Genomic DNA, 22,837 nt, shown 5'->3' on the forward strand with positions numbered 1-22,837 from the left:
GACTGCAACCGATGCCGCAGGGATATCAACCTGAAGAGGCGACATCATGAATCAACGTGCATTTGCATTCCAGACCCTGCGTGACCTGCGTGAAGCGGGGCGTGACGAACTGGCAGACTATTTGCGGTCGTGGGGATTTTCCGTGGACAAGCAGGATGGCCGCGCACAATTGCTCAGCGCAGCCATTGTGAATTTCGAGAGTGAAGGTGCCGGTTACGGGCCCTTGCAGATGGCAGCTTGAGCTTCAGGCGGCTGGCGTCGAGTGCTTGTCACGCCGGCGGGCTGACAATCCACTTGCCAGCTTGATCCAACCGCCCGCTTCCAGCAGCACGCCAGCAATCAGACAGGCTGTCCAGCTGTGGCTAAACCCCTGTTGATAGGCAATGAGGGCAAGCACGAACAGTACAACGGCGATGATGTGGTGCTTCATGTTTCCTCCGGATGGACTGGATAGGGTGTTGTTTTCATCAACGTAGCGCCTTTGCCTGTTCGGGTCAATGCGCTGATCGAATAGATTGTGATGTATGGCGTCGTCATTCGGTGGCACACTTGCGGCATCTGTGTGGCATGACTCGATGATGAACGATAGCGATTATGAAATGCTCGTGTGGACGCTTGAAGCGGAAGCACGCGAGCAGCCGGGGCAATTCCGGCTCAAGGTGATTTTATTCAGCCTGACGGCGTATCTGGTGCTCTTTGGTTTGCTGGCCGGCTTATGTCTGGTCGGCGTATGGCTCTATGGCTGGGTAACTGAATCGCATTCGGTGCGCGGCATGCTGATACTGGCCGGTTTTGCGATCACGGTGATTCCGGTGTTGTATGCCACTGGCAAAATGCTCATGATGCGGCTGGATGTGCCCACTGGCAGGGAGATTACTGCTGCAGAGGCACCCAAGTTGTTTCGCTGGCTGGAAGGTTTGCGTAAACAGGAAAATGGTCCACCCATCTATCGGGTACTGATTACCCGAGAATATTCCGCTTATATCTCGCAAGTACCGCGATTTGGCCTTTTCGGGGGCTACCGCAATTATATGGTGCTGGGCTTGCCGTTTTTGCAAACGATGAGTCCGCGCGAAATGATGTCCATCATCGCACATGAGTATGGTCATCTGAGCGGTAGTCACGGCAAGCTGAGCCGCTGGATCTACCGGCAGCGGATTACCTTTGGTGCGGTCCAGGCGCATGCCAGCGCGCATCGTGAGGAAGACATGGTCAATGGTTTACTGGCTTCGCTCCTTGATCGATTTGGTCCGTATTACAACGCGTATACCTTTGTTCTGTCCCGAACCAACGAGTATGAGGCAGATGCGGCGTCCGCACGCACTGCGGGTGCGGAAGCATCTGCCAGCGCGCTGATCCGCTGTGTGCTGCTCGGCGAATGGATGAGCGAGACCTTCTGGCCGAAGCTGTACGATCAGGTTAAGCAGCGATCAACACCAGCATTTATGCCATTTTCTACCTTGCGCAAGATCGCCAGTGCCACGCAAATGGAATGGGCAACGAAGGAGAAATTGCGTGCAGCATGGAAAGTGGATTCCGGTGTGTTTGATACCCACCCCTGCCTGCGCGAACGTGTCACTGCGCTGGACCAGACTGCCGCATTGCCGCCGGATGTAAAAGTATCGGCGGCAGATGCCATGCTGGGCGAGTTTGCCCATATGCTTGCACGTGAGTTTGACGAAGCATGGTGGGCGGAACAAAAGAAAAACTGGCAAGACTATCATCGCCGTTACAGTCGGGGGCAGGCCCGAATTGCCGAGTTATCTGCATTGCAGCTGGATAGCCTGTCCGCGGGAGAGGCGCAGGAGTATGCGTTATTGCTGTCCGAATTCCGCTCGCATGCCGAGGCCAAGCCTGTTCTCAAGCATTTGCTTGACCGTTCTGGCGAGCGTTATCCCAAGCCGGTGTTCTACTACGGCAGGGTGCTCCTGAGCGAAAATAACGAAGTGGGTCTCGACTATCTGCACGAGGCCATGCAGCTTTCGCCGAGCCTGACCAATGACTGTGCCCATGCCGGATATGACTGGCTGATGCGAAATCGCGGCGAAGAGGCGGCAGAGCGCTGGCTGGTACGGATTGGTGTCGTCACTGCATAAGCGGATAACGGGCGCAGGGTAGGCCCGTTCTATCACTTGCTTACAGGCCGCTACAGGCCTAGTTCACTCAAGCCCGGATGATCATCCGGTCTGCGTCCCTGCGGCCAGTGAAATAGCCGGTCTGCCTCGCTGATAACCTGATCATTGATGCTGGCGTGGCGGATTTTCATCAGCCCGTCCGCATCGAATGCCCAGTTTTCGTTACCGTGACTGCGGTACCACTGGCCATCCTCTGCCTGCCATTCGTAGGCAAATCGCACCGCAATGCGGTCTGCATCAAACGCCCATAATTCCTTGATCAACCGATATTGCTGTTCTTTGGCCCACTTGCGGGTCAGGAAGGCTTCGATGGCTTCACGGTCGGCGATGAATTCGGCGCGATTTCGCCAGCGGCTATCTGGTGTATAGGCCAGTGCGACGCGGGCAGGGTCACGGCTGTTCCATGCATCTTCGGCCAGGCGAACCTTCTGGATCGCCGTTTCACGGGTAAATGGCGGGAGCGGGGGGCGACTCATGTGCATACTCCTGTGGCTGAACACCCGGCGAATCGCTTCGCCGGGCGCAAAAGTGGTGGGTGATCAGGCTGCAAACGGTGCAACTTCGGGGAAGTCGATCTCGGTTCCTGCGACAGAGTTGATGTAATTGGTCCAGGTGTTCAGGGCCACATGCAGCACGATCTCTACAATCTGGGCATCGCTATAGCCTGCAGCTTTCACGGCAGCGACCGCGTCTGTACCGACATGTCCGCGTTTGCTGACGACCTGTGCTGCAAAGGTGACGGCAGCGGATGCCATGGCATCTTCGGACGCACCCTTGCGGTTGGCGATCATTTCCGATTCGCTCAGGCCGGCCAGATTTTTGCCCAGATAGGTATGGGCAGACAGGCAGTAGCCGCAGCGGTTGATTTCGGCCACGGCCAGGGCAATGCGTTCGCGGGTGGCCGCTGGCAGTGTGCCCTTGCCCAATGCGCCGGAGAGGTTCAGATAGCCTTCGAGTGCAGCCGGGCTATTGGCGACCAGACGGAACAGATTGGGGACGACGCCCAGTTGCCCTTGCACGGCTTGCAGTAAGGGTTGCGCAGCGGCTGGTGCGTCGGCAATGGTGGCGGCGATATGAAGATGTGTCATGGTGTAGTGCCTTTCGGTTGGGTGGTGTGCATCGACAAACCGAACAATACGCACTATCACTGAATGTGATAATTGGGCAAAATTGCGAATCATCTTTCCAATAATTGAGAAAATAATGGATCGTCTCGATGCCATGAAGCTGTTCGTCGCGGTCGTAGATCATGGCGGGTTTTCTGCGGCGGCTCGGGTGGTGGGGATGCCAGTTGCGACTGTGAGCCGGCGTATTGGCGAACTGGAAGCGCATTTGCAGGCACGATTGCTGATGCGATCTACCCGGAAGCTGGCGCTGACGGATGCGGGGCGAGACTATCTGGGGGGGTGCCGGCGGATTCTCGATGAGGTGGGGGAGCTGGAGCGGGCCGCGACCGGTGAGTTGAGCCAGCCCAAAGGTGAACTAGTGGTAACTGCACCGGTAGTGTTTGGCCGCATGCATGTGCAGCCAGTGATACTGAGTTTTCTCAATGCTTTTCCGGACATCCGGATCCGGTTGGTATTAAGCGACCGCGTCGCGCATTTGCTCGAAGAACATATCGACGCCGCCATCCGGATTGGTCCGCTGCCCGATAGCAATATGGTAGCCATCCGGCTGGGGCAAATCCGGCAAGTGTGCTGTGCCAGTCCGGATTATCTTGCCCGGCACGGCATCCCTGCTGTGCCCGCTGATCTGGCACAGCACACCAGTATCAACTATGACGGGCTGTATCTGCCGCAGCGCTGGCAGTTCGGTGTCGGGAGCCAGAGCGAGGAGATTGGCATGCGCTGCCGGCTGTCGGTCAACAGTGCCGAAGCAGCAATTGAGGCGGCCATTGCAGGGCTGGGCTTGACCCGGGTGCTGTCCTACCAGTGTGCGCCTGCTGTGGCTGAGGGGCGGCTGAGTCTTGTATTGGAATCCTTCGAGCCTGCACCGTGGCCAGTGCATTTATTGCACGGTGGACAAGCTTATATGCCACAAAAATTACGGGCGTTCATCGACTGGATGGTGCCGGGGATCAGGGCGCGGTTGGCGGAATAGTCCGCCCCTCCCGCCACACTGCTGTGTGGCGGGGCTGGTGTCATGCCGTGCTTAGCTTGAATGCACCTTTTGCGAGTCGGGTGGGGCTTGATGACGGTCATGCATGCCATAGCGGCGTGTGACTTCTGCTACACTGAGCTGGTAATCGGTAAAGACCCGTTCCCTGCCAATCGTTTGTGCCAGCCGATGTGCCTCCAGCGTGCGCCACTGTTGCACGGCTGCTTCGTCGCGCCAGAACGACAGCGATAGCAGTTTGCCGGACTCACCCAGACTCTGAAAGCGTTCGATGGAGATAAAGCCGTCTATCTCTGCCAGAAGCGGACGCAAAGCCGCTGCTGTGTCGAGATAATCCTGCTGGTGGTTCGGGTGAACCCGGACTTCGAAGATCACGGCAATCATGCTGTGCCACCCATCACAGGGGGAATACCGATGGTACCGGCGACATTTTCTACAAAGGTCCGTTCTTCCTTGAGGATGAAGCGCTTTTCTTGCGCAAAGGCGAAGTTGGCGGCGCCTTCCGGATCACGTCTGAGCCGGGCGCGGTACGCTTCGTAATCGGCGAGGCTATCAAATGAGATCAGGCTCCAGGCGACGTAGTTGCTACCTTCGTGCGGCAGAAAATAGCCGATCAGGTGTCCGCCGCATTTGGGGATGATGCGACCCCAGTTCTGTGCGTACAGGTCAAATGCTGCGCGTTGGAAAGGATCGATTTCGTAGCGGATGAAACAGGTGAGGGCCATGTGCTGCTCCTTGGTTTGGACAGACCGCACGATAGCAACTTGACGCATGCAGATGGTTCGGCGAGGATCGAACCATGAACGACACTCCAAATCTGGTCCGCATTGCTGCACTGATCGGCGATTTTGCCCGTGCCGAGGCACTGTCTGCCTTAATGGCTGGTCAGGCCCTCACCGTAACCGAACTCGCAAATCGCGCCGGTGTAACCAAGCAAACAATCAGTGGACACCTTTCCAAGTTGCTGGAAGGCGGCTTGCTTGCCTGCGAGCAGCAGGGGCGGCATCGCTATTACAGGCTCGCGAGTACTGAAGTTGCTCAGGTGCTGGAGGCCCTGATGGGCTTATCCCAGCAGACCGCTACCCCGCATCAGCAGGTGGGGCCGCGCCAGCCTGCGCTGCGCAAGGCGCGCACCTGTTACGATCATCTGGCGGGTGAGCTGGCTGTGGTGGCTTACGATGCCATGCTGTCGCGGCAGCTCCTATCCAAACAGGATGACGCTATCACGCTGACAGACCGAGGGCTGGACTGGCTGGCACAATCTGGCATCGACACTGCACAGATGACGGGGCGCCGGCCCCTGAGTCGGCCCTGTCTGGACTGGAGTGAGCGGCGCCATCATCTGGCGGGAAAGCTGGGGCGCGCGATGCTGGTGCATGTGCTTGATCAGGGATGGGCGACCCGAGCGCCCGAGTCGCGGGTCGTGAGCTTTTCGGCGCCAGGGGAGCGCGATTTCCGGGCGTGGATCTTGTTCGAATAAGTATTGCAAATACGAATCATTATCATTTAGTATGTGAGTACATCCTCGGCACAGGGATGGGGGAACGCCCTGTGATCGCCCGCCATAATTAGGAGTACACGCATGTTGAATGTGCAAGAAAACGAGTATGAGTCCGGTTGCCGCCATCTGTCCATTGCCAGTAATGCCGCTGGCAAAGTGATTGTCTGCACGGAATGCGGCCGTGTACATGTGGCTATGCCGCATGTCATGCTGAATCTGGATCCCGATGATTTCGATGCACTGTCTGCGCTGCTCAACACCGCCAGACCGCGCATCGAAGAGCTGGCACGCATTCGTCTGAGTTGCCACCGCGAGGCTGGGGCCAGCGCGTATCGGCGCGCGCACTGATCGCAACGGGAGCTCATCATGTGTGATCTTGACGCGCAACAGCCGCTTGTACCTCACTTTGCCCGCGATCCCAAGGGGGTGCTGAATCTGTCAGGCAAGCACCGGCGCAAGCTCTGGGAGATACCGGAGGGATGTCATTGTCCGGTGATCGGCGTCTGCATTCCGCTACCCGTATTGCGGGCGCTGGTGAACAAGGCGCTGCGCGGACGGACAGTCGGCGATGACTATGAGCTGCATGTCGGGGCGGTGAGTGAGTGCCGCTTCAAGAATCGCATATCCGAAGCCATTCAGGCCGATCTTGAGCAGCGCCACGCGCAGATGATTCACCGATTCCGTGCCCTGCAGAGTAGTGAGGCAATTCTGTCCGCGTGGCTGGATGAAGAGGCGCGAGGGCATATGGCGGGTGCGCTCTGGGCTGCGGTGACCCATCCCGCCTGTTGCGCGCAGACCCTGGAACTGATTTGCCGGAGAGTCCATATGATCCAGCATCAGGCGGGCGCGTGCGCCCGAACAGATCGGCTGCAGGTTGAGGCCTTGCTGCGTGAGAATAAGGTACTGGCTGCAGAATTGGGAAAAGTACAGACGCGCTTCACCGAGTTTGTAGCCGAAAAACAGGCCGAACTGGATAGCCTGCACAGTATGCAGGGTCATTTGCAAGGGCAACTGGCGGCGCGCGAGCACACCATTGTGGCGCTTCAACGAGAGATGGCTGCCTGGCGTGAACAGGTGCCGGATCTGGACACGCGGCAGCGCCTTGCCGAACGCGTGGCCGATTTGGAAAGTCGCCTGCGCGACCGCCATACGCAAATATTGCAGCTTGAGCGAGAACTGAGTGTCGTCTTGCGTCGGGTGAACGTGTCCTTCCCGGTACAGGATGAAGAACGCGAGGAGGATGAGGCGGTTGCTTCTTTGCCTGCCTTATCCGAAAAGAAGGTGATGTGCGTAGGCGGGCGAGGCGGACTGGTGGCAGCCTACCGGCAATTGATCCAGCGTGCTGGCGGCAGTTTTGCCTTTCATGATGGCGGGGTAGAGCAGAATCTCAATCAGCTGGAGCCGGGGCTCGCGGCTGCCGATCTGGTGATCTGCCAGACGGGCTGTATCAGTCACGATGCCTACTGGCGCGTAAAAGACTTCTGCAAGCGAACCGGCAAGCAATGCGTGTTTGTGGAGCGCCCAGGGAAGGCCAGTTTGCAACGGGTGCTGGTGCAGTTGTTTCCACATCATGCTGAGAAGGACAATCAAACGCATTTTCAAGAGGCGCGGGACGCACATGCACCCCTTGCACATTCGCCCGGCTAGTCACTGACTCGCGATATCATGGGTGTTTCGATTGTGCGGATTGCTGCGGTGAAGCCTGATCAGTCCCTATCCATTTTTTTTATCTTCCTGCGACTTGGGTTGACCTCTTTTGGTGGCCCGGTCGCCCATCTGGCCTTTTTCAGGGAAACCTTTGTCAGGCGCAGGCAATGGCTGAGTGAATCGGCCTATACCGATCTGGTTGCGCTGTGCCAGTTCCTGCCGGGGCCTGCGAGCAGTCAGGTGGGCTTGGCGCTGGGCTGGATGCGCGGAGGCTATGCGGGGGCGCTAGCAGCCTGGCTAGGATTTACGCTGCCCTCTGCCATGATGCTGATCGTGCTGGCATCTAGCATGCAGCGCCTGTCGTCCCTGGTGTCCGCGGGTGTGGTTCATGGATTGAAAGTGGCTACCGTAGCGGTTGTTGCCCAGGCGGTGTGGGGGATGGCAAAGACGCTATGTGCGGATGTGCCGCGTGTATTGATCATGCTGATTGCCGCGGTTGTTGCATTCAGCCTGCCGCTGCCCGGTGTACAGATCGGTATTCTGCTATTGGCGGGTGCGGCGGGATGGTGTGGATTGCGCTTGCCAGACTCCTTGTCCATACGCGTTGCATTGCCGTATATGAGCCGTCGAACGGGACTGTTCTGGCTGGCCGCCTTCACGATTTTACTGACAGGCTTGCCGGTTCTGGCAAAGGCAAGTGGCGTACACGGCCTTGAGGTGTTCAATGCCTTCTATCGCGCGGGTGCACTGGTTTTTGGGGGCGGGCACGTTTTCCTGCCCTTGTTGCAGGCCGCTGTTGTCCCGGCTGGATGGGTGGACAGAGAAACCTTTTTAGCGGGATATGGGGTCACACAAGCAATGCCGGGCCCCTTGTTTACATTTTCCGCGTTTCTGGGGGCGTCACTGCATGGTACGCCCGGTGGCTGGGTGGGCGGAATGGTGTGTCTGATCGCTGCATTTTTGCCCGGGGCGCTATTGCTATTTGGCGCATTGCCATTCTGGACGCAATTGAGCCACTCCTTGCGCGCACGCGCAGCACTGGATGGCGTGAATGCAGCCGTGGTGGGGCTGCTGCTGGCTGCATTCATCTCGCCGGTGATCATCAGCGCAATTCACCATCTGCAGGATGTTCTGCTGGCCGGAGCGGCGCTGCTTGCCTTATTACACTGGCGCAGCCCGCCCTGGCTGGTGGTGCTGGTGTGCGGCGGGATGGGGGTGATGCTCCCGCCTGTCTAGCGGATCACCACATCCTCAGTCGTTCATTCGCGGGTTTGAACAGGGCATCACCCGGTTGCAGAGAGAACGCGGATTGAAACCCGTCACTATTGATGACTGCACCATTGGCTCGCCAAAATTGCGGTGCATGCACGTCGGTACTTAGCAGCTGGCGCTGCAGCTCCGGCCGGAGTTTGCTGCGCTTGCTTTGCGCATACGCTAGAAAGAAGCGCTGTTCGCCGGTGTAGCCATCAATCACGGGCGATGGTTTGCCGCCCAGTGAAGCCTGATAAGCCGCAAACGCCAGCTGTACGCCAGCCAGATCGGCCAGATTTTCCGGCAGTGTGCGCTGTCCATCGATACGGGCGCCCGGCAGTGCTTCATACTGATTGAACTGGGCAACCAGTTTGGCCGTAAGCTGGGCAAAGGTCGTTTTGTCCGACGCCTGCCACCAGTCCGAAAACACGCCATCTCCATCAAACTGATTACCGAGATTGTCGAAACCATGGCTGATTTCGTGGCCGATTTGCGTGCCTAGTGCGCCGTAATTGTATGCATCGTCAGCAGCAGGATCAAAGATCGGTGCTTGCAGGAATCCGGCGGGAAGGTTCACGGCATTGGCCATCGGATCATAGTAGGCATCCACGGTCTGGGGCGTCATCATCCAGTCTTCGCGGTTGACTTGCTGCCCCGCTTTGGCGGCCTGCAGCAGCCATTCGTGACGCTTGGTGCGATGCAGATTACCAAGCGGATCGCCGGGTAGAATGTTCAGGTGACTGTAGTCACGCCACCGTGATGGATAACCCACCTTGACCTGATACTTATCGAGTTTTGCTAGTGCATGCTGGCGGGTACTGTCGGCCATCCAGCTATTCTGGCGGATGGATTGTCTGGCGACGGTCAGCAGCGCCTGGGTCATGCGTTCCACATGTGTTTTGTCTTCTGCCGGGAAATATCGCTCGACATAGAGGCGCCCGAGCGGTTCGCCGAGCAGGTTGTTCAGCGTGTCAATGGCTTTCGCTTCACGCGGTGTTTCTGCACGCATCCCCGATAGCGCCGTGCCGTGAAAAGCAAAACTGGCTAAACGCACATCCGATGGCAGGACTGCCACTGCGCCATCTAACAGGCGAAGTGAGAAGTAGGCTTTCCAGGTAGTGAGCGGGACGGACTGGTAGAGTTTGCCGAGACCGGTTGCAGTAGTGGGTGTGGTGAGGACGACGGGTTGTGACGGATTCAGTCCGGCTGATTTCAGAAAGCGCGTCCAGTCAAATCCCGGCGCTTGGGCTGCGAGGCCGGTTGCACTGAGCGGGTTGTACATCTTGCCCGGATCGCGGGTATCTTCAATCGGCACATGAAGGGCAGCGATCTGTTTTTCCAGTGCGAATACATCTTGGGCTGTGGCTTCCGGATGTGCAAGGCCAATCCGAGTGGCCAGTGTAGTCAGGTACGTCAGGTAGGCCGTGCGTGCTGTTGCGAATGCAGGGTTAGACTCATCCAGATAGTAATCCCGGCCCGGTAAACCCAGTCCGCCCTGTCCGGTATAGACGCGCTGAAGCGTGGGCTGCTTGAAGTCTGGCAGTACGAATTGCATGAAGATAGGGGTCTCGACAATGCCCTGCATGTCGCCCTGCCAGCTGGCAAGCGCGTCCAGTGTCGCAACCGCGTCCAGCGAACGCAGTGCGGCCTTGACGGGCGCCATACCTGCGCGCTCGATGGCGTCTGTATTCATCCAGGCCGCATAGAATGTACCCACTTGCTGGCCGATACTGCCACGCTTGATATGCTTTTGCTGTGCCAGTTCATGCACGATGGTACTGATCCGAGCCTGAGTGCGTACCAGCGGATCATCTCCGAAAACCGCCTGTTTGTTTGCTGGAATCTCGGTACGCTGTAACCATCCGCCGTTGACGGCCTGATACAGATTGTCCTGAATCCGGACAGCAGGATCAAAGCCTGAGAGGTCTAGACCGGATGGCAATGGGGCGGCATACAGGGTCGAAATGGCCAGCGCCAGAATAGACAGTGTACGGGTGGGCAGGTGTGAAAGCATGATGCGCTCCAGAACTTGAATGTGAGCGGATTATTCGACTGGAGGGCGGCGCTGTTTCAAAAAGGTGCCGGATGGTGTCTGCGGGGGATGAATATCTGGATTAGCGGTTTGAGCGGCGATAAAACGTGTGCCATTGATTGCAAAAAACGGGTGGGTGTGCGCGGCAACAGTGGATTCGGATCTTCACAAGGACATACACTGCATGCGTTATATCCTTTGTGATGAATGGATGTTTTCCGATGAATGAGCTGATTGCTCCGCGTTTCTGGCCGACCGAACGCCGCTTCTGGCAGATGCATGCAGGCGGCATGCTGCTTATTGTGGCAACGCAAATGCTGTCTGCCTGGATGTGGGGGAACAGCATCGTCAAAGATGCAGTGGCGACGCTGGTGTGGATGGTCCCCTATACCCTGAGTGTGCTGCTATTTCGCCGGACATTTCTTCGGCGGAACTGGTCGGAGAAGGGATGGGGCAAGCTGTCCCTGATGACGCTGGTGTACGGAACACTGGCGGGTATGATGATCGCGGCTACGGTCTATCTGGTCACCATGTCGCAAAAATTGCCCGGACTCGTGGCGCTGAAGATGATCGTCGGGAACGGACTATCGAATCAGCTGTTTGTCTGCGCCTGGATTTTTATCTTCATGAGTGCCGTTGCGAATGGTCGGGCACGGGAGGCAGAACTTGCCAACCTGCGTCTGCAAAACCATCTCAAAGAAGCGCGTCTCGCTACGCTGGCAAATCAGCTCAATCCGCATTTTCTGTTTAATGCACTGAATAACCTTCGTTTTCTGATTCATGAAGATGGCCGGATGGCCGAACAGATGGTGACGCAGCTGTCGGATTTGCTTCGCTATTCTTTGCAGTCGAGTAGGCGGGATACGGTCCCGCTGGCGGAAGAGATGGAAATGGTCGATCGCTATCTGGCTGTGATGGCAATTCAGATGGAGGCGCGTTTAAGCGTGGAGCGATCGATTGATCCGGAGATGCTGCAGGTGGCGATTCCGCCGATGTCCATTCAGCTGCTGGTAGAAAATGCGATCAAACATGGATTGGAAGGACGTCCGAGAGGTGGCACCCTCACGCTGGCTGTGCGAGCGGAAGGGTCAATCTGCGTGGTGGAAGTATGCAATGACAAGGCGCCCCCATCCGGGCTGGTGTCACCGGGTGAAGGGATTGGGCTGGACAATATTCGTCGTCGTCTCGGATTGCTGTTCGGCCCCAGCGCAACGCTGATCGTTTCTGATAAAGGCGATACCTTTGTGGTCAGAATGCGTATACCCGGAGCACGTCCATGCTGAAGGCAATGGTGATTGAGGATTCCCGACTGGCGCGCGAAGGCTTGATCCGCATGCTGGGCGCATTCGAAGGGGTGATTGAAGTAGTGGGCGCAGCTGATGAGCCTGAAGCAGCCTTGCCGCTCATTCAGGCACTGCAGCCCGATGTCCTGTTTCTCGATATCCATCTACCGGGCGGCTCGGGGTTTGAGTTACTCGGACAGCTGGATTACACCCCGAAAATCATCTTTACGACTGCGTTTGCAGAATATGCGATCCGCTCATTCGAGTTCAATACAGTCGATTATCTGCTCAAGCCTATCAGCCAGGATCGGCTGGCGATGGCGGTTGCCAAATTGACTGCGCAGCAGGCGGAGGCCCCGCAGGACAATAGTCCGCTTTCTCTCAGCAGCCGGATATTTATCAAGGATGGCGATGCGTGCCACCTGATTGCACTTTCGAGCATCCGCTATCTGGAAAGCTGCAAAAATTATGTGATTGTGTACTTCGACGATAAGCGCGCGTACGTTAAAAAGTCGATGAATAGCATCGAGGCGCGCTTGCCGGATGCACATTTTTTCCGGATCAGCCGTCAGCATATCGTGAATCTGAACCACCTCATTGGCATTGAGGAAACACTCAATTTTGCCTGGAAAGCCGTAATGGATGACCGGAAAACACTGGAGATTTCGCGGCGCAATTTATTGGAGCTTAAAGAAAAGCTTTCGCTCTAGCGCATCGTCTGAGCACCTGCTTGCCCATGAAAAAGCGTGCCATCCCCGCTCACTGGAGATGGCACGCTACTAGATCGGTACGCGCCCTGCTTTTTACCGTGTGATCAATACTTTGCGGTCACACTCAGGTTGTTAAATGCGCTATACGCGTATACGCCAACGTAGTATTTGCCTGCAGCCGGGTTGGCAATCGAGCAGGATTCGGTTGCAGTTGGTCCATCGGACTTGCACTTGTAGCTGCTGGTGGTTGGCTTGGCACCCACTTGTACGAACAGGTCGGCATCGCCTGTTGAGCCTGCTGTCGATACAGTCAGCGACGTTTTGCCAGCAGGCACATCGATGGTGTAGTACTTCCAGGTACCTGCTGTAGCGGTCTGTCCGCCTAGTGCAACATTGTTGGACAGGACTGGATCGCTTGGCGGCACGATTCCGCCCTCCAAGGTACCCTTCATGGCATACCAGCCCAGCGAGGAATAGTTGGAGAAGCCGTTCTGTGGTGTGCCTTCTGCGCCGCCTTTGATCACCAGACGGTAATTACCAGCAGCCAGATTCAGATTCACAAATTCAGCGGAACGATTCACCGCCAGATTGCTGCGTGCGACGACTGCACCGCTGGCATCCAGAATCGAGGCATCCACGTCCAGCATCCGCAGGTATTCGATCGGGTCTACGCGCAGATTGAGGCGGCCACCGGTTTGCACGGTAAAGGTGAAGGTGTCCGTATCGGTATTGCGCTCGATCTGGCCGAAGTTGCGGGTCGGATCAATGGAACCGTCCGAGCCGACTACCAGCGGTTTGTCGGTGGGATTGTCGTCGGCCATATACGGCACGCCTTCGTCTACGCTCATGATGCGCAGATCATCTTCCTGATTGGATGCGGTGCTGTATTCGCCGCGGCTCCATGTAAACAGCTGATTGGTCCATGATGCGCCCATCCAGTAGTTGCCCATGATCGGGCCCCACTGATAGGCGGCAATGCCTTCGTAGTATTCGCCACCGGTGCCGCCGCCATCGTGGGACATCCCCATTTCGTGACCGACTTCGTGCGCACAGGTCATGCCGATGCCGTAGCCATAATCAAACCCGGTGGCCGGATTGCGGTACAGTGTGCCCGCCGATGTCGTCCCAAATGCGTGCAAAGGGGCATTTGATCGGCCATCCTGATTCACAAAGTTGATGACACCCGTGCGGGTGACATTGGCTGCTTTGGCTGCGTCGTACACCGCCTTATTGGTGGTGACGTTCAGATTGAGCATGGAGTACTGGTCGGCAGTGGCTTGCCATGCACGATACATCTGCTCTTTGGTGACGCCATTGATGGGGGTATTGCCACTCATCACGGCTGCGGTATTGAGATAGAAAACGTACGGGCTGCCGGGCTTGGATTCGAGCTTCGTTACATCTTCGTTATTGTACGGGCCGATGTGTGGCGCCTGGCGCAATGCCATCGAGCTATAAACAGGGTGAGCAACGGTAGCGGTTGCAGTGGCCTTGATAGCGCGCTCTGCGGCTTTGCTGAATGATTCGTCGTAGTCCGGTACGATCTTGCTAATGGCAACCGGTGTCATAATCAGATGTCCGGTTGCATCCGTGGTGTACTCGTATGCCTGCTTGGTGTCATGCAGAATGAGCCATCCATACAGCTTATTCTCGCTCCCCTTGAGCATGAACTGGGAGTTGGGAATATCCAGCGCCTCACCCGAGAGGGATACGCGCCCATCTTTACGGTAAAAGTCACGAACGCGCGTAGACAGGCGAGCTCCGTTGCTGCCCTGAATGAACATGGCGCGTTTTGCGGGCTGCTGTCGAGTCAGGCCGTCGAGTACGTTTGAAATGCTGCCAATATCCTGACCCTTCACCGATGAAACATCGGCTGCAAATGTTTGCAGGGCTGCGAATACGCAAAGGGACAAGCCGAGTGCGGCTGCTTTTTTCATGAGTCATCTCCTGTTTTGTCTTGCTTTTGGCCCTCTGATTTTGATGTTTCACGCATGATCTTGGTTGCCTGTGCCAAATAAAACGGCACTGGTCTTGCGTGGGCAGGCTCAGAGGGATGCTTGCTGCAAAAATATATTGGCACAGATATTTGATATCTATCGGGATTCAATCGCACCCCAATACGTGGCATGGATAGGTGGTATTAATGAAGTGACGGCGCTGTTGGCGGATTTTCGAAATATAGTGAAAAGTGGTATTTTTAACGGTGTTGCGAAATTGTTGCGATTGAGCAGAGAGGACGCTGCGAATGCAGATGCCCGGAAAATGAGCGAAGCGGATACTGTCCCGTTTTTCGCGACAAAGCGGGAGGATAGGCATGGCGTAGATGTGCAAACACGCATCGGACGCTCAGAAATCGCATGATGCGTGTTCGATAGAAAGGGTGAATCAGGTGTGCAGATTCACGCCTGCTTTGGTAGCGAGGGGCGCTTGTGCAAATGTACTGGCGGTACGCCTCAACTTTGCTTGGCAGCCTCGCGGCGACGCTTCGCTTCTTCCAGCAAATAGACCTGATAATCGTCCAGATCGCCGTCGAAATCCTTTACGCCGCCACGCGATACCATCCAGAACTCATCACACACCGAGCGCAATAATGCACGGTCATGACTGACTAGCATCACGGTGCCTTCAAATTCATTCAAGGCGACGCTGAGCGCTTCACGGGTGGAGAGATCCAGGTGATTGGTCGGCTCATCCAGTAGCAGCAGGTTAGGGCGCTGCCACACGATCATGCACAGCACCAGCCGCGCTTTCTCGCCGCCGCTCATGCTGCCCACTGCCTGCTTCACCATGTCCCCGCTGAAATTGAAGGTGCCGAGGAAATTGCGCAGACCCTGCTCGCGGCAATCGTTATAGCCCGGACGCATGGCCACAGGTGTATCGCGTACCAGACGGATCATGTGTTCCAGTGGATTATCTTCGGGGCGCAGCACATCGAGTTCCTGCTGAGAGAAGTAGCCGATGTTCAGACCCTTGCCCTGAATGATTTCACCTGTGATCGACTTCAGTGCACCTGCGATGGTTTTAACCAGCGTCGATTTACCCTGACCATTGGCACCCAGAATACCGATGCGCTGACCCGCCAGCACCGAACGGTTCACATTCTGGATGATGGTGGTCGGCAGGGAAGCCACATCCGCATCTTCAACTGGCGGATAACCCATCGCGGCTGAAGACAGGGTGAGCATGGGATTGGGCAGACTGGCTGGTTCCTTGAATTCGAACTGGAATTCGGCATCGGCCAGCACTGGCGCGATCTTTTCCATGCGCTCCAGCGCCTTGACGCGGCTCTGTGCCTGTTTGGCCTTGCTGGCTTTGGCCTTGAAGCGATCAATAAACTTTTGCAGATGTGCGATCTTGTCCGCCTGACGTGCCAGCGCGGCCTGTTGCAGCAGCATCTGTTCGGCACGCATGTCTTCGAACTTACTGTAATTGCCGCCGTAACGCACCAGTCGGCCATTGTCGATGTGCAGCGTCACATTGGTGATGGCATCGAGAAACTCGCGGTCATGGCTGATGACCACCATCGTGCCTGCATATTGCTTGAGCCAGGCTTCCAGCCACACCAGTGCGTCCAGATCCAGGTGATTGGTTGGCTCATCGAGCAGCAGTAAATCTGACGGACACATCAGCGCGCGCGCCAGTTGCAGACGCATGCGCCAGCCACCGGAGAAACTATTGACCGGCTGATCCAGCTCGGCCACGGTAAATCCTAGACCCAAAATCAGCGCCTGCGCACGAGCCGGCGCATCATGTGCGCCAACATCGTTCAGCGCCATATAGGCGTGCGCCATCCGCATGCCGTCGTCGCTGGCCTCGGCAGCTTCCACTTCGCGCATGGCTTCCAGTAAGGCGGTGTCCCCGGCGACCACGAATTGGGTCGCGGTTTCCTCGGTTTCCGGCATATCCTGCGCGACTTGCGCCATCCGCCATTGCGAAGGAATCGAGAATTCGCCGCCATCCTCGTGCAGGGTGCCATTGAGCATGGCAAACAGCGACGATTTCCCCGCGCCATTGCGCCCCACCAGCCCCACTTTCTCGCCCGGCGTCAGAGTCACAGACGCATCCCCCAGCAACACCTTGCTGCCACGGCGCAAGACCACATTTTTCAGAATAATCATTGAAACAACCACATGAGGAGATTGGGAACCGTCAGCGGGGTGCGGAGCGGAGGAGTTAAGTGGGCGATGATAACACTTAAGTCCTAGAGGGGATTGCGCCGTTGTCTGGTCTGAAAAGCCAAAAAGCCCTTGGAAGGCCAGGGCTCTTTAGTGGGGACATTTGCAAAGGCGTAATTTGCGCGGTTTGCGTGAGTCAGCCCTTAGTCGGCGAGGCATGTATCACGCGGCGTACAAAGGGCACAAACGCGGGTGTCGTCCGGATATACTCTGCATACTCGGGGCGACGCGCGCCAATATCCTTTTCCAGCATCGCCACGCCGCTCACGCGCAGCAACAGCCAGTTCATCATCAAGGGGCCGGGGAACGTCCACCAGCCACCGGCTGAGCAGGCAAACAAGTAGTAGGCCCACCAGATACAGGCTTCGCCGAAGTAATTGGGATGGCGGGTATAGGCCCACACGCCGCTACGCATGACTTTGCCCTTGCTGTCCGGGCGAGATTTGAACCTCGCAAGCTGCCAGTCGCCCAGCGCTTCAAATCCGAATCCCAGCAGCCATAGCATTAGAGCGACCGCATCCAGCATATTCAGGCCGGCAGGATTCTGCGCGATATAGAAGAGCGGGATGGATACCAGCCAGGCCAGTGTCGCTTGCAGCAGAAAGACGATGTACAAGCTGCGGATCCAGAAGGGCGGGTTGTTCGCCCTGATCGCGGCATAGCGGTGATCCTCAGCTTTGCTGCCATTGCGCCAGGTGAGATAGCCGGACAGACGCAGCGCCCAGATCAGCACCAGCGTCATGACCAGTGCGGTCTTGGGTTGGCTCACCACGGCGCTGATGTCTGGTAGATACGCCCAGCATCCCAGCACAAAAAACAAACTCCACAGGCTATCAACAATGGTGACATTGCGGCGGTACAGGCTGATAAACCAGCCCATCAGGCCCAGTATCACCATCAGAGACAGGCCGACTGCATAAGCGGTCCAGTTCATGAGGTGTGCTCCGTGCGGGTAAGCAGGAACTGGTTCACGTCGGTGCGGCCTTCGTCAAAGCCAGCCTCGCAATAGCACAGATACAATTGCCAGATACGCATGAAGGCATCGTCGAACCCCAGTGAGGCAATCTGCTGCGCATGGGTGTCGACATCATGACGCCACCGGCGTAGCGTTTCCGCATAATCCGGGCCAAAGGCAAAGTTGTCATGGGTTTGCAGGCCGGCTGACGCAGCCGTTGCGATAAAGCGCTCGGGACTTGGCAGCATGCCGCCGGGGAAGATGTATTCGCGGATAAAATCGCTGCTGGCGCGATAGCTGGCAAAGCGTGATTCCCCAATGGTGATCGACTGGATCAGCGCCTGTCTGCCGGGACGCAGCAAGTCGTGCACTTTGCGGAAGTAAGTCTTCCAGTACGATTCACCGACGGCCTCGAACATTTCGATGGACACAATCGCATCCCAGCTACCGTCCAGATCCCGGTAATCGCGCAGCTCGAAGCTGGCGAAATGGGTGAGGTGGGCGTCGGCGATGCGTTTGGTGGCGATGTCGAATTGCGCCCTGGAAATCGTGATGCCATGCACCTGAATGCCCTGACGCGCGGCATGCAGGGCAAATCCGCCCCAGCCACAGCCAATTTCGAGTACGCGCATGCCGGGCTTCAAGCCCAGCTGATCAATGATGCGCTGGTACTTGGCACCCTGTGCGGCTTCCAGCGATTGATCAAATCGACCATTGAAAATGGCACTGGAATACGTCCAGCTCGGATCGAGCCAAAGCTTGTAGAAATCGTTACCCAGGTCGTAATGTGCATGAATATTGCGCTGGCTGCCGCGTTTGGTATTGCGGCGGAAGGCGTGCAGGATGGCATACCAGATCGAGGCCAGCCGCTTGCCCGAAACCAAACCTTCCAGTGCGGATTCGTTGCGGATCGCCAGCTTCAGCAAGTCAGTCAGATTGGGTGTATCAATCCAGCGGGCACGCCAGGCTTCGGCAAAGCCGATATCGCCTGCCACCAGAATCCGCTTGCAGGCACCCCAGTCGTGAATTGTCAGCGAAGCGGCCGGTTGTGCATGTAAATCGCCGAAGGTCAGCTGATGACCTTCGGGCGTGGTCACGCTAACGTGCCCGACTTTCATGCGGCTGAGGGCGGCAATAAACAGCCTGCCCGCCATCGGTACTCGTTCAGGCATATTGAGATGGGTACTGAGCTCGCTCATGATCGGCGCTCCTGCGAATTCGATAACGTCAGGGAAACAGACGGCGGAACCGGCTTGCTGAAGAAGGGTACGCGCTGTACCCAGAGCTTCAGCGCCTGCCAGTGAATCCGCCACACCACGCCCAGCGTGAGAAAGGGCATGGACAGCAACTGCTGCCAGACAATGTGTCTGGCAAGCGGAAGGCGTGTGCCACCGATGGCCGTGCGTATGAGCGGGCCAGTATCGTCGGCGTAATCAATCGAGACAAAGGCATGCTTCACAGTGTCGCGAAAGCGGAAGCGATAGTGGCCTTGAACCTCGCAGAAGGGGGAAACATGAAACACCTTGCGCGCCAGTAGCACGCTGTCTTCCCCGATTGCACCGCCATTGCGGGTGGAGAGCAGGTAACGGTGGGTTTCGCCAAAGGTGTTATTCACCTCGGCCAGCACCGCACGGATCGAGCCATCTGCCCCATGCGCATACCAGAAACTCACCGGGTTGAAGGCAAAGCCCAGCACGCGGGGGAAGGTCTGCAGCCAGATTTCGCCATCGCATTCAATCTGATGCTCGGCCAGCAGGGCACGGAACCAGGGTGCGAGCGGCGTGCCGGTTCGCGGGCCGTAATCGCGCTCGAACAGGGCCAGCATGCCGCGCCGGTTGATGGCCAGACCGTGGGCGGGCAGGGCATCGAGCCGCTCCAGATTCACCCGAACACAGAACACCGGATAGACAAAGCGGTTGAACACCGGCCGCAGCCGTTCGTGCATCACCTGTCCACGGAGAATAAAGGCGGCGTCCATCACAGGGTCGCCCAGACGGGAAGCGCATCAAAATCAGCCACCACACGTAGTGCAGATTTGAGGCCATCTTCATGAAAACCGTAGCCCGTCCATGCGCCGGCATACCAGATGCCGCCTTTGCCCTGAATCGAGGGTAGCGCTGCCTGAGCCTGCGCAGCAGGCGTATCCATCACCGGATGTTCGTACTCGAAGCGCGCCAGTTGCGTATGGGGCGCTGGATCGTGGAAGGGATTCAGGGTGACCACCACAGGCTGGCTGAAGGGCAAGGGCTGTAGCTGATTGATCAGATAGCTGACGCACACTGGCCGCACGCCGGATACCGCGGCCCCGCCCAGATAATTCCAGGCTGACCACACTTTGCGGCGAACAGGCAGCAAAGCCGGATCGGTATGCAGCCAGGCAATATTAGTCTGGTAGCGCACGCTGCCCAGTATCTGCCGCTCCTCGTCGGATGCATCCTGCAGGATGGCCAGCGTGGTCGGGGCATGGGTGGCAAAAATCACGGCATCAAAGGTCTCGCTACCGGCATCGGTGCGTACCGTGATGCCATCTGCTCCGCGTACCACCGCACGTACCGGTGTATTGAGTCGCACCTGCTGAATCTGCGGCATCATGCGCCGCACATAATCGCGGCCGCCTCCGGCCAAGGTAAACCACTGCGGGCGATTGTTGATCTGCAAGAGACCATGGTTGTGGCAGAAACGGATAAAGCTGACGGCCGGAAAACCCAGCATCTCGTTAGACGGACACGACCAGATGCAGGCTGCCATCGGCAGCAGGTAGGCATCGGCAAACATTGCGCCATAGCCTTCCTGTTTCAGCAGCTCGCCCAGTGTAAGATCAGTCGAAAGCGTGAGATAGCGAGCCGATTCGCGATTGAAGCGCAGGATGTCCTGCACCATGCCGTGAAATCGTGGCGACAGCAGATTACGCCGCTGCGCAAACAGCGTATCGAGATTATTCCCCGCCCATTCCAGCTTGCCGCCATCCATCGATACGGCAAATGTCATCTCGCTTTCGTGACGCTGCACCCCTAGTTCGGCAAACAGGCCCAGCAGATTGGGGTAGGTACGTTCGTTGAAGACCAGAAAGCCGGTATCCACAGGTGCGGTGACGCCATTCAGGGTGACATCCACCGTATTGGTATGGCCACCGGCATAGGCATTGGCCTCGAACAGCGTCACCTGATGCTTTTTTGCCAGCAACCACGCACTGGCCAGACCGGAAATGCCCGCCCCGATGACGGCGATGCGTTGCTGGCCGGTTGCGGGTGTGGAGGAAGGAGCGTGCATTATGTGAATCCCCATTGGCGCGATCGATGGACTTGCGCATTCGATTGATATGTCTGGCTGTGCACAGCGCATCTGCCAGTGCTATGATCCTGATCATACTACGTCTTAAATAAAACTACCAACCAGTAACGATTGCTACCGATGAGTATTTTTTCCAAACTCAGCTTCAAGGATCAAGCCTTCAAGCTTCGCGAGACCGCGATTCTCGATGCCACAGCGCAGACGCTCGCCGAAAAGGGCTTTGATCTGATGACCATGGATGACGTGGCCAATCTGGTCGGTATCTCCAAGCCGGTGTTGTATAAACACTTCAAATCTAAGGAAGAACTAGTAGGCGCGGCGATGATCCGCCTACTGGGTGAGGCCATTGATCAGCTGAAGGGTTTGCCGGATACGATGTCGCCACTGGCGAAACTGAAGGTGTTGCTGAGCTGGGCGCTGGACGTGCGATTGAAAGGCGGTCTGCCGTTCCTGCCTTCAACTGCCCAGCATGTTCGCGATATGCTGATGCGCAATCTGCATTACGTGGCACTGGTGCTGTCGCTGAATAAACAACTGAAGAAGATTGTGCAGGCGGCCAAGGCGGCAGGGGAACTGCGCAGCGATCTGCCGGATGATGTGATTCTGTTCAGCTACTATGCGCGCACCTGCGATCCCACTGTGGAGTACCTGCGAACCTACTCGAAAATGGACGACGCGGAGATCATCGCTCATATGCTGGAAGTGTGTTTTGCGGGGGTGGCGGTTTAGTTGCCTGCAAGGAACTGATTCGCTATGCCACAACCACTCAGCCACGCACTTTCCACCGAGCCCGCACCCAGCCAGTCCCCGCACAGGCCGATTCTGGCGGACGCATCCCATGCCCATGGCGTAGCCAGCCCGAGTCCGCCGCGTGCGTAGCGCCAGCGATGAACTTCACACGTGACCTCCTCGCGGCGCTGATCGGGAAGCAGGGCAGTTAGAAAAGCCTCTTTCACAGAGTCTGCGCTGTCTTCCAGATGCTCGACAGACCATGCTTCTGTCGCGTATGCCACATAAACGGGCGTATTAGCCCGACCGTATTTGCAATGATTGGCGATGATCCGGTCGATCATGGGCGAGCCTGCGATTGGCGTATCCTGTATGCCACTGAGCATCGCCACCCAGCAAGGCGTCTGCTGTGCTGATCGTGCAAGATCAGCAAGGGTAGCCGATAAGTTGACCAGCAACGGTACGGCCTGCTCCGCAGGTGTCGCGCTGATTACTGCGTCGAATGCTTCGCCAGCCACCTCGCCGGATTCATTCAACAAGCGGTACTGCCCGGCTGCATTGCGTTCGATGTGGGCGATCCGCTGTCCGGTGCGAATAGTGATGTCGCGCAGTAAATGCTTAACCGGCTGATTCATCTGCGGCACGCCGACGAACTCGCCATCGACGCTAAACGGTGCAGCTATGCCTGCATCCACCCAGCGTGCAACCTCACTGATAAAGTCAGGGCAACCCGCATGAAATCCCGGCGCGCCGTGATCTGCCTGCCAGTCCGGGGTGCGGCGCGTACTCAGGCGGCCACCCGTGCCGCGGCTCTTATCAAAGGCGACCACCTCGTAACCCGCATCGTGCAATGCGCGGGCACAGGCGGCGCCGGCCATACCGGCACCGATGATGGCGATTCGATTAGATAGTGACATGGACAAGCTCCTGCAGATCAGCTTTTCGAGAAACTTTACCATATGGTAGAGAAGTTTACTAATGAGTAGCGTATCATCTTTTCATGCCCAGAAAGT

24 protein-coding genes are annotated in these 22,837 nt (G+C 57.2%); 11 read left to right on the top strand and 13 right to left on the bottom strand.

The features are described from left to right. Positions 1 to 46: 46 nt before the first annotated feature. Positions 47 to 241, top strand: coding sequence for a hypothetical protein (locus KSF73_09145; GenBank protein ID MBV1775880.1), 195 nt, complete (start codon positions 47 to 49; stop codon positions 239 to 241). A gap of 3 nt (positions 242 to 244) precedes the next feature. Here KSF73_09145 and KSF73_09150 read toward each other — a convergent pair whose 3' ends face one another. Continuing rightward, positions 245 to 430 carry a hypothetical protein gene (locus KSF73_09150; protein MBV1775881.1) on the bottom strand — a complete coding sequence of 62 codons (186 nt, stop codon included), beginning with the start codon at positions 428 to 430 and terminating at the stop codon, positions 245 to 247. Between the two features lie 94 nt (positions 431 to 524). On the opposite strand from KSF73_09150, the gene KSF73_09155 reads away from it, so the two are divergent. Then, a complete protein-coding gene (locus tag KSF73_09155) occupies positions 525 to 2,096 on the top strand; it encodes a M48 family metallopeptidase (GenBank protein MBV1775882.1) in 1,572 nt (523 codons plus the stop codon). A 50-nt stretch (positions 2,097 to 2,146) separates the two neighbouring features. Here KSF73_09155 and KSF73_09160 read toward each other — a convergent pair whose 3' ends face one another. Both KSF73_09160 and KSF73_09165 read right to left on the bottom strand, forming a co-directional pair. After that, entirely contained in the window at positions 2,147 to 2,617 is a 471-nt protein-coding gene (locus tag KSF73_09160) for a nuclear transport factor 2 family protein (protein ID MBV1775883.1), read from the bottom strand. Positions 2,618 to 2,674: 57 nt separating this feature from the next. Beyond that, positions 2,675 to 3,223: a carboxymuconolactone decarboxylase family protein gene (locus KSF73_09165; GenBank protein ID MBV1775884.1), complete on the bottom strand. Its 549-nt coding sequence runs from the start codon at positions 3,221 to 3,223 to the stop codon at positions 2,675 to 2,677. Positions 3,224 to 3,338: 115 nt separating this feature from the next. Here KSF73_09165 and KSF73_09170 point away from each other — a divergent pair, with 115 nt between their 5' ends. Then, positions 3,339 to 4,235, top strand: a complete 897-nt coding sequence (locus KSF73_09170; protein ID MBV1775885.1) for a LysR family transcriptional regulator — start codon at positions 3,339 to 3,341, stop codon at positions 4,233 to 4,235. Positions 4,236 to 4,286: 51 nt separating this feature from the next. Here KSF73_09170 and KSF73_09175 read toward each other — a convergent pair whose 3' ends face one another. Continuing rightward, positions 4,287 to 4,634, bottom strand: a complete 348-nt coding sequence (locus tag KSF73_09175) for an antibiotic biosynthesis monooxygenase (protein ID MBV1775886.1) — start codon at positions 4,632 to 4,634, stop codon at positions 4,287 to 4,289. After that, positions 4,631 to 4,975 carry an NIPSNAP family protein gene (locus KSF73_09180; protein ID MBV1775887.1) on the bottom strand — a complete coding sequence of 115 codons (345 nt, stop codon included), beginning with the start codon at positions 4,973 to 4,975 and terminating at the stop codon, positions 4,631 to 4,633. The genes KSF73_09175 and KSF73_09180 overlap by 4 nt, the downstream gene beginning before the upstream one ends. 74 nt (positions 4,976 to 5,049) lie before the next feature. Here KSF73_09180 and KSF73_09185 point away from each other — a divergent pair, with 74 nt between their 5' ends. The 4 genes from KSF73_09185 (at position 5,050) to chrA (ending at position 8,634) form a co-directional block, all read left to right on the top strand. Next, positions 5,050 to 5,730 carry an ArsR family transcriptional regulator gene (locus tag KSF73_09185; protein MBV1775888.1) on the top strand — a complete coding sequence of 227 codons (681 nt, stop codon included), beginning with the start codon at positions 5,050 to 5,052 and terminating at the stop codon, positions 5,728 to 5,730. Positions 5,731 to 5,832: 102 nt separating this feature from the next. After that, a complete protein-coding gene (locus KSF73_09190; protein MBV1775889.1) occupies positions 5,833 to 6,099 on the top strand; it encodes a hypothetical protein in 267 nt (88 codons plus the stop codon). A 705-nt stretch (positions 6,100 to 6,804) separates the two neighbouring features. Beyond that, positions 6,805 to 7,398 (top strand): DUF2325 domain-containing protein, encoded by a 594-nt coding sequence (locus KSF73_09195; GenBank protein MBV1775890.1) that lies wholly within the window; start codon positions 6,805 to 6,807, stop codon positions 7,396 to 7,398. Positions 7,399 to 7,416: 18 nt separating this feature from the next. Then, the gene (chrA, locus tag KSF73_09200) at positions 7,417 to 8,634 is read left to right on the top strand and encodes a chromate efflux transporter (protein MBV1775891.1); all 1,218 of its coding nucleotides are present in this window, start codon (positions 7,417 to 7,419) and stop codon (positions 8,632 to 8,634) included. Between the two features lie 4 nt (positions 8,635 to 8,638). On the opposite strand, the gene KSF73_09205 is transcribed toward chrA, so the two are convergent. Beyond that, the gene (locus KSF73_09205; protein ID MBV1775892.1) at positions 8,639 to 10,663 is read right to left on the bottom strand and encodes a M13 family metallopeptidase; all 2,025 of its coding nucleotides are present in this window, start codon (positions 10,661 to 10,663) and stop codon (positions 8,639 to 8,641) included. A gap of 239 nt (positions 10,664 to 10,902) precedes the next feature. Between KSF73_09205 and KSF73_09210 the strand changes: the two genes are divergently transcribed. Both KSF73_09210 and KSF73_09215 read left to right on the top strand, forming a co-directional pair. Next, positions 10,903 to 11,964, top strand: a complete 1,062-nt coding sequence (locus tag KSF73_09210) for a sensor histidine kinase (GenBank protein MBV1775893.1) — start codon at positions 10,903 to 10,905, stop codon at positions 11,962 to 11,964. After that, a complete protein-coding gene (locus KSF73_09215; protein ID MBV1775894.1) occupies positions 11,961 to 12,674 on the top strand; it encodes a LytTR family DNA-binding domain-containing protein in 714 nt (237 codons plus the stop codon). The genes KSF73_09210 and KSF73_09215 overlap by 4 nt, the downstream gene beginning before the upstream one ends. A 104-nt stretch (positions 12,675 to 12,778) precedes the next feature. Here KSF73_09215 and KSF73_09220 read toward each other — a convergent pair whose 3' ends face one another. Further along, on the bottom strand, positions 12,779 to 14,611 hold the full coding sequence (locus KSF73_09220; GenBank protein ID MBV1775895.1) for a pre-peptidase C-terminal domain-containing protein: 1,833 nt from the start codon (positions 14,609 to 14,611) through the stop codon (positions 12,779 to 12,781). A gap of 70 nt (positions 14,612 to 14,681) precedes the next feature. Between KSF73_09220 and KSF73_09225 the strand changes: the two genes are divergently transcribed. Continuing rightward, a complete protein-coding gene (locus tag KSF73_09225) occupies positions 14,682 to 15,035 on the top strand; it encodes a hypothetical protein (protein MBV1775896.1) in 354 nt (117 codons plus the stop codon). A gap of 92 nt (positions 15,036 to 15,127) precedes the next feature. Here KSF73_09225 and KSF73_09230 read toward each other — a convergent pair whose 3' ends face one another. From KSF73_09230 to KSF73_09250, 5 genes are all read right to left on the bottom strand, one after another. Beyond that, the gene (locus KSF73_09230; GenBank protein ID MBV1775897.1) at positions 15,128 to 16,792 is read right to left on the bottom strand and encodes an ATP-binding cassette domain-containing protein; all 1,665 of its coding nucleotides are present in this window, start codon (positions 16,790 to 16,792) and stop codon (positions 15,128 to 15,130) included. Between the two features lie 193 nt (positions 16,793 to 16,985). Continuing rightward, the gene (locus tag KSF73_09235) at positions 16,986 to 17,783 is read right to left on the bottom strand and encodes a DUF1295 domain-containing protein (GenBank protein MBV1775898.1); all 798 of its coding nucleotides are present in this window, start codon (positions 17,781 to 17,783) and stop codon (positions 16,986 to 16,988) included. After that, a complete protein-coding gene (locus tag KSF73_09240; protein ID MBV1775899.1) occupies positions 17,780 to 18,976 on the bottom strand; it encodes a cyclopropane-fatty-acyl-phospholipid synthase family protein in 1,197 nt (398 codons plus the stop codon). Before KSF73_09240 ends, KSF73_09235 begins: the two co-directional genes overlap by 4 nt. Positions 18,977 to 18,999: 23 nt before the next feature. Continuing rightward, positions 19,000 to 19,782 carry a DUF1365 domain-containing protein gene (locus KSF73_09245; GenBank protein ID MBV1775900.1) on the bottom strand — a complete coding sequence of 261 codons (783 nt, stop codon included), beginning with the start codon at positions 19,780 to 19,782 and terminating at the stop codon, positions 19,000 to 19,002. Continuing rightward, complete coding sequence (locus KSF73_09250; protein ID MBV1775901.1) at positions 19,782 to 21,074, bottom strand: FAD-dependent oxidoreductase; 1,293 nt, start codon at positions 21,072 to 21,074, stop codon at positions 19,782 to 19,784. Before KSF73_09250 ends, KSF73_09245 begins: the two co-directional genes overlap by 1 nt. Positions 21,075 to 21,215: 141 nt before the next feature. On the opposite strand from KSF73_09250, the gene KSF73_09255 reads away from it, so the two are divergent. Next, positions 21,216 to 21,824 (top strand): TetR/AcrR family transcriptional regulator, encoded by a 609-nt coding sequence (locus KSF73_09255; GenBank protein MBV1775902.1) that lies wholly within the window; start codon positions 21,216 to 21,218, stop codon positions 21,822 to 21,824. Here the strand turns inward: KSF73_09255 and KSF73_09260 are convergent. Further along, positions 21,821 to 22,741, bottom strand: coding sequence for an NAD(P)-binding protein (locus KSF73_09260; GenBank protein ID MBV1775903.1), 921 nt, complete (start codon positions 22,739 to 22,741; stop codon positions 21,821 to 21,823). The genes KSF73_09255 and KSF73_09260 overlap by 4 nt on opposite strands. Positions 22,742 to 22,837 lie beyond the last annotated feature (96 nt).

The sequence above is a fragment of the Burkholderiaceae bacterium DAT-1 genome (assembly GCA_019084025.1).
Lineage (GTDB): Bacteria > Pseudomonadota > Gammaproteobacteria > Burkholderiales > Chitinimonadaceae > DAT-1.

Bases quoted from the DNA above. Each gene is read 5' to 3' on its own strand.
- KSF73_09175 (MBV1775886.1), bottom strand. From the start codon at position 4,634: ATGATTGCCGTGATCTTCGAAGTCCGGGTTCACCCGAACCACCAGCAG.
- KSF73_09205 (MBV1775892.1), bottom strand. From the start codon at position 10,663: ATGCTTTCACACCTGCCCACCCGTACACTGTCTATTCTGGCGCTGGCC.
- chrA (MBV1775891.1), top strand. From the start codon at position 7,417: ATGGGTGTTTCGATTGTGCGGATTGCTGCGGTGAAGCCTGATCAGTCC.
- KSF73_09165 (MBV1775884.1), bottom strand. From the start codon at position 3,223: ATGACACATCTTCATATCGCCGCCACCATTGCCGACGCACCAGCCGCT.
- KSF73_09160 (MBV1775883.1), bottom strand. From the start codon at position 2,617: ATGCACATGAGTCGCCCCCCGCTCCCGCCATTTACCCGTGAAACGGCG.
- KSF73_09240 (MBV1775899.1), bottom strand. From the start codon at position 18,976: ATGCCTGAACGAGTACCGATGGCGGGCAGGCTGTTTATTGCCGCCCTC.
- KSF73_09210 (MBV1775893.1), top strand. From the start codon at position 10,903: ATGAATGAGCTGATTGCTCCGCGTTTCTGGCCGACCGAACGCCGCTTC.
- KSF73_09250 (MBV1775901.1), bottom strand. From the start codon at position 21,074: ATGCACGCTCCTTCCTCCACACCCGCAACCGGCCAGCAACGCATCGCC.
- KSF73_09195 (MBV1775890.1), top strand. From the start codon at position 6,805: ATGGCTGCCTGGCGTGAACAGGTGCCGGATCTGGACACGCGGCAGCGC.
- KSF73_09230 (MBV1775897.1), bottom strand. From the start codon at position 16,792: ATGATTATTCTGAAAAATGTGGTCTTGCGCCGTGGCAGCAAGGTGTTG.
- KSF73_09220 (MBV1775895.1), bottom strand. From the start codon at position 14,611: ATGAAAAAAGCAGCCGCACTCGGCTTGTCCCTTTGCGTATTCGCAGCC.
- KSF73_09145 (MBV1775880.1), top strand. From the start codon at position 47: ATGAATCAACGTGCATTTGCATTCCAGACCCTGCGTGACCTGCGTGAA.
- KSF73_09185 (MBV1775888.1), top strand. From the start codon at position 5,050: ATGAACGACACTCCAAATCTGGTCCGCATTGCTGCACTGATCGGCGAT.
- KSF73_09190 (MBV1775889.1), top strand. From the start codon at position 5,833: ATGTTGAATGTGCAAGAAAACGAGTATGAGTCCGGTTGCCGCCATCTG.
- KSF73_09235 (MBV1775898.1), bottom strand. From the start codon at position 17,783: ATGAACTGGACCGCTTATGCAGTCGGCCTGTCTCTGATGGTGATACTG.
- KSF73_09155 (MBV1775882.1), top strand. From the start codon at position 525: ATGGCGTCGTCATTCGGTGGCACACTTGCGGCATCTGTGTGGCATGAC.
- KSF73_09170 (MBV1775885.1), top strand. From the start codon at position 3,339: ATGGATCGTCTCGATGCCATGAAGCTGTTCGTCGCGGTCGTAGATCAT.
- KSF73_09150 (MBV1775881.1), bottom strand. From the start codon at position 430: ATGAAGCACCACATCATCGCCGTTGTACTGTTCGTGCTTGCCCTCATT.
- KSF73_09245 (MBV1775900.1), bottom strand. From the start codon at position 19,782: ATGGACGCCGCCTTTATTCTCCGTGGACAGGTGATGCACGAACGGCTG.
- KSF73_09260 (MBV1775903.1), bottom strand. From the start codon at position 22,741: ATGTCACTATCTAATCGAATCGCCATCATCGGTGCCGGTATGGCCGGC.
- KSF73_09180 (MBV1775887.1), bottom strand. From the start codon at position 4,975: ATGGCCCTCACCTGTTTCATCCGCTACGAAATCGATCCTTTCCAACGC.
- KSF73_09255 (MBV1775902.1), top strand. From the start codon at position 21,216: ATGAGTATTTTTTCCAAACTCAGCTTCAAGGATCAAGCCTTCAAGCTT.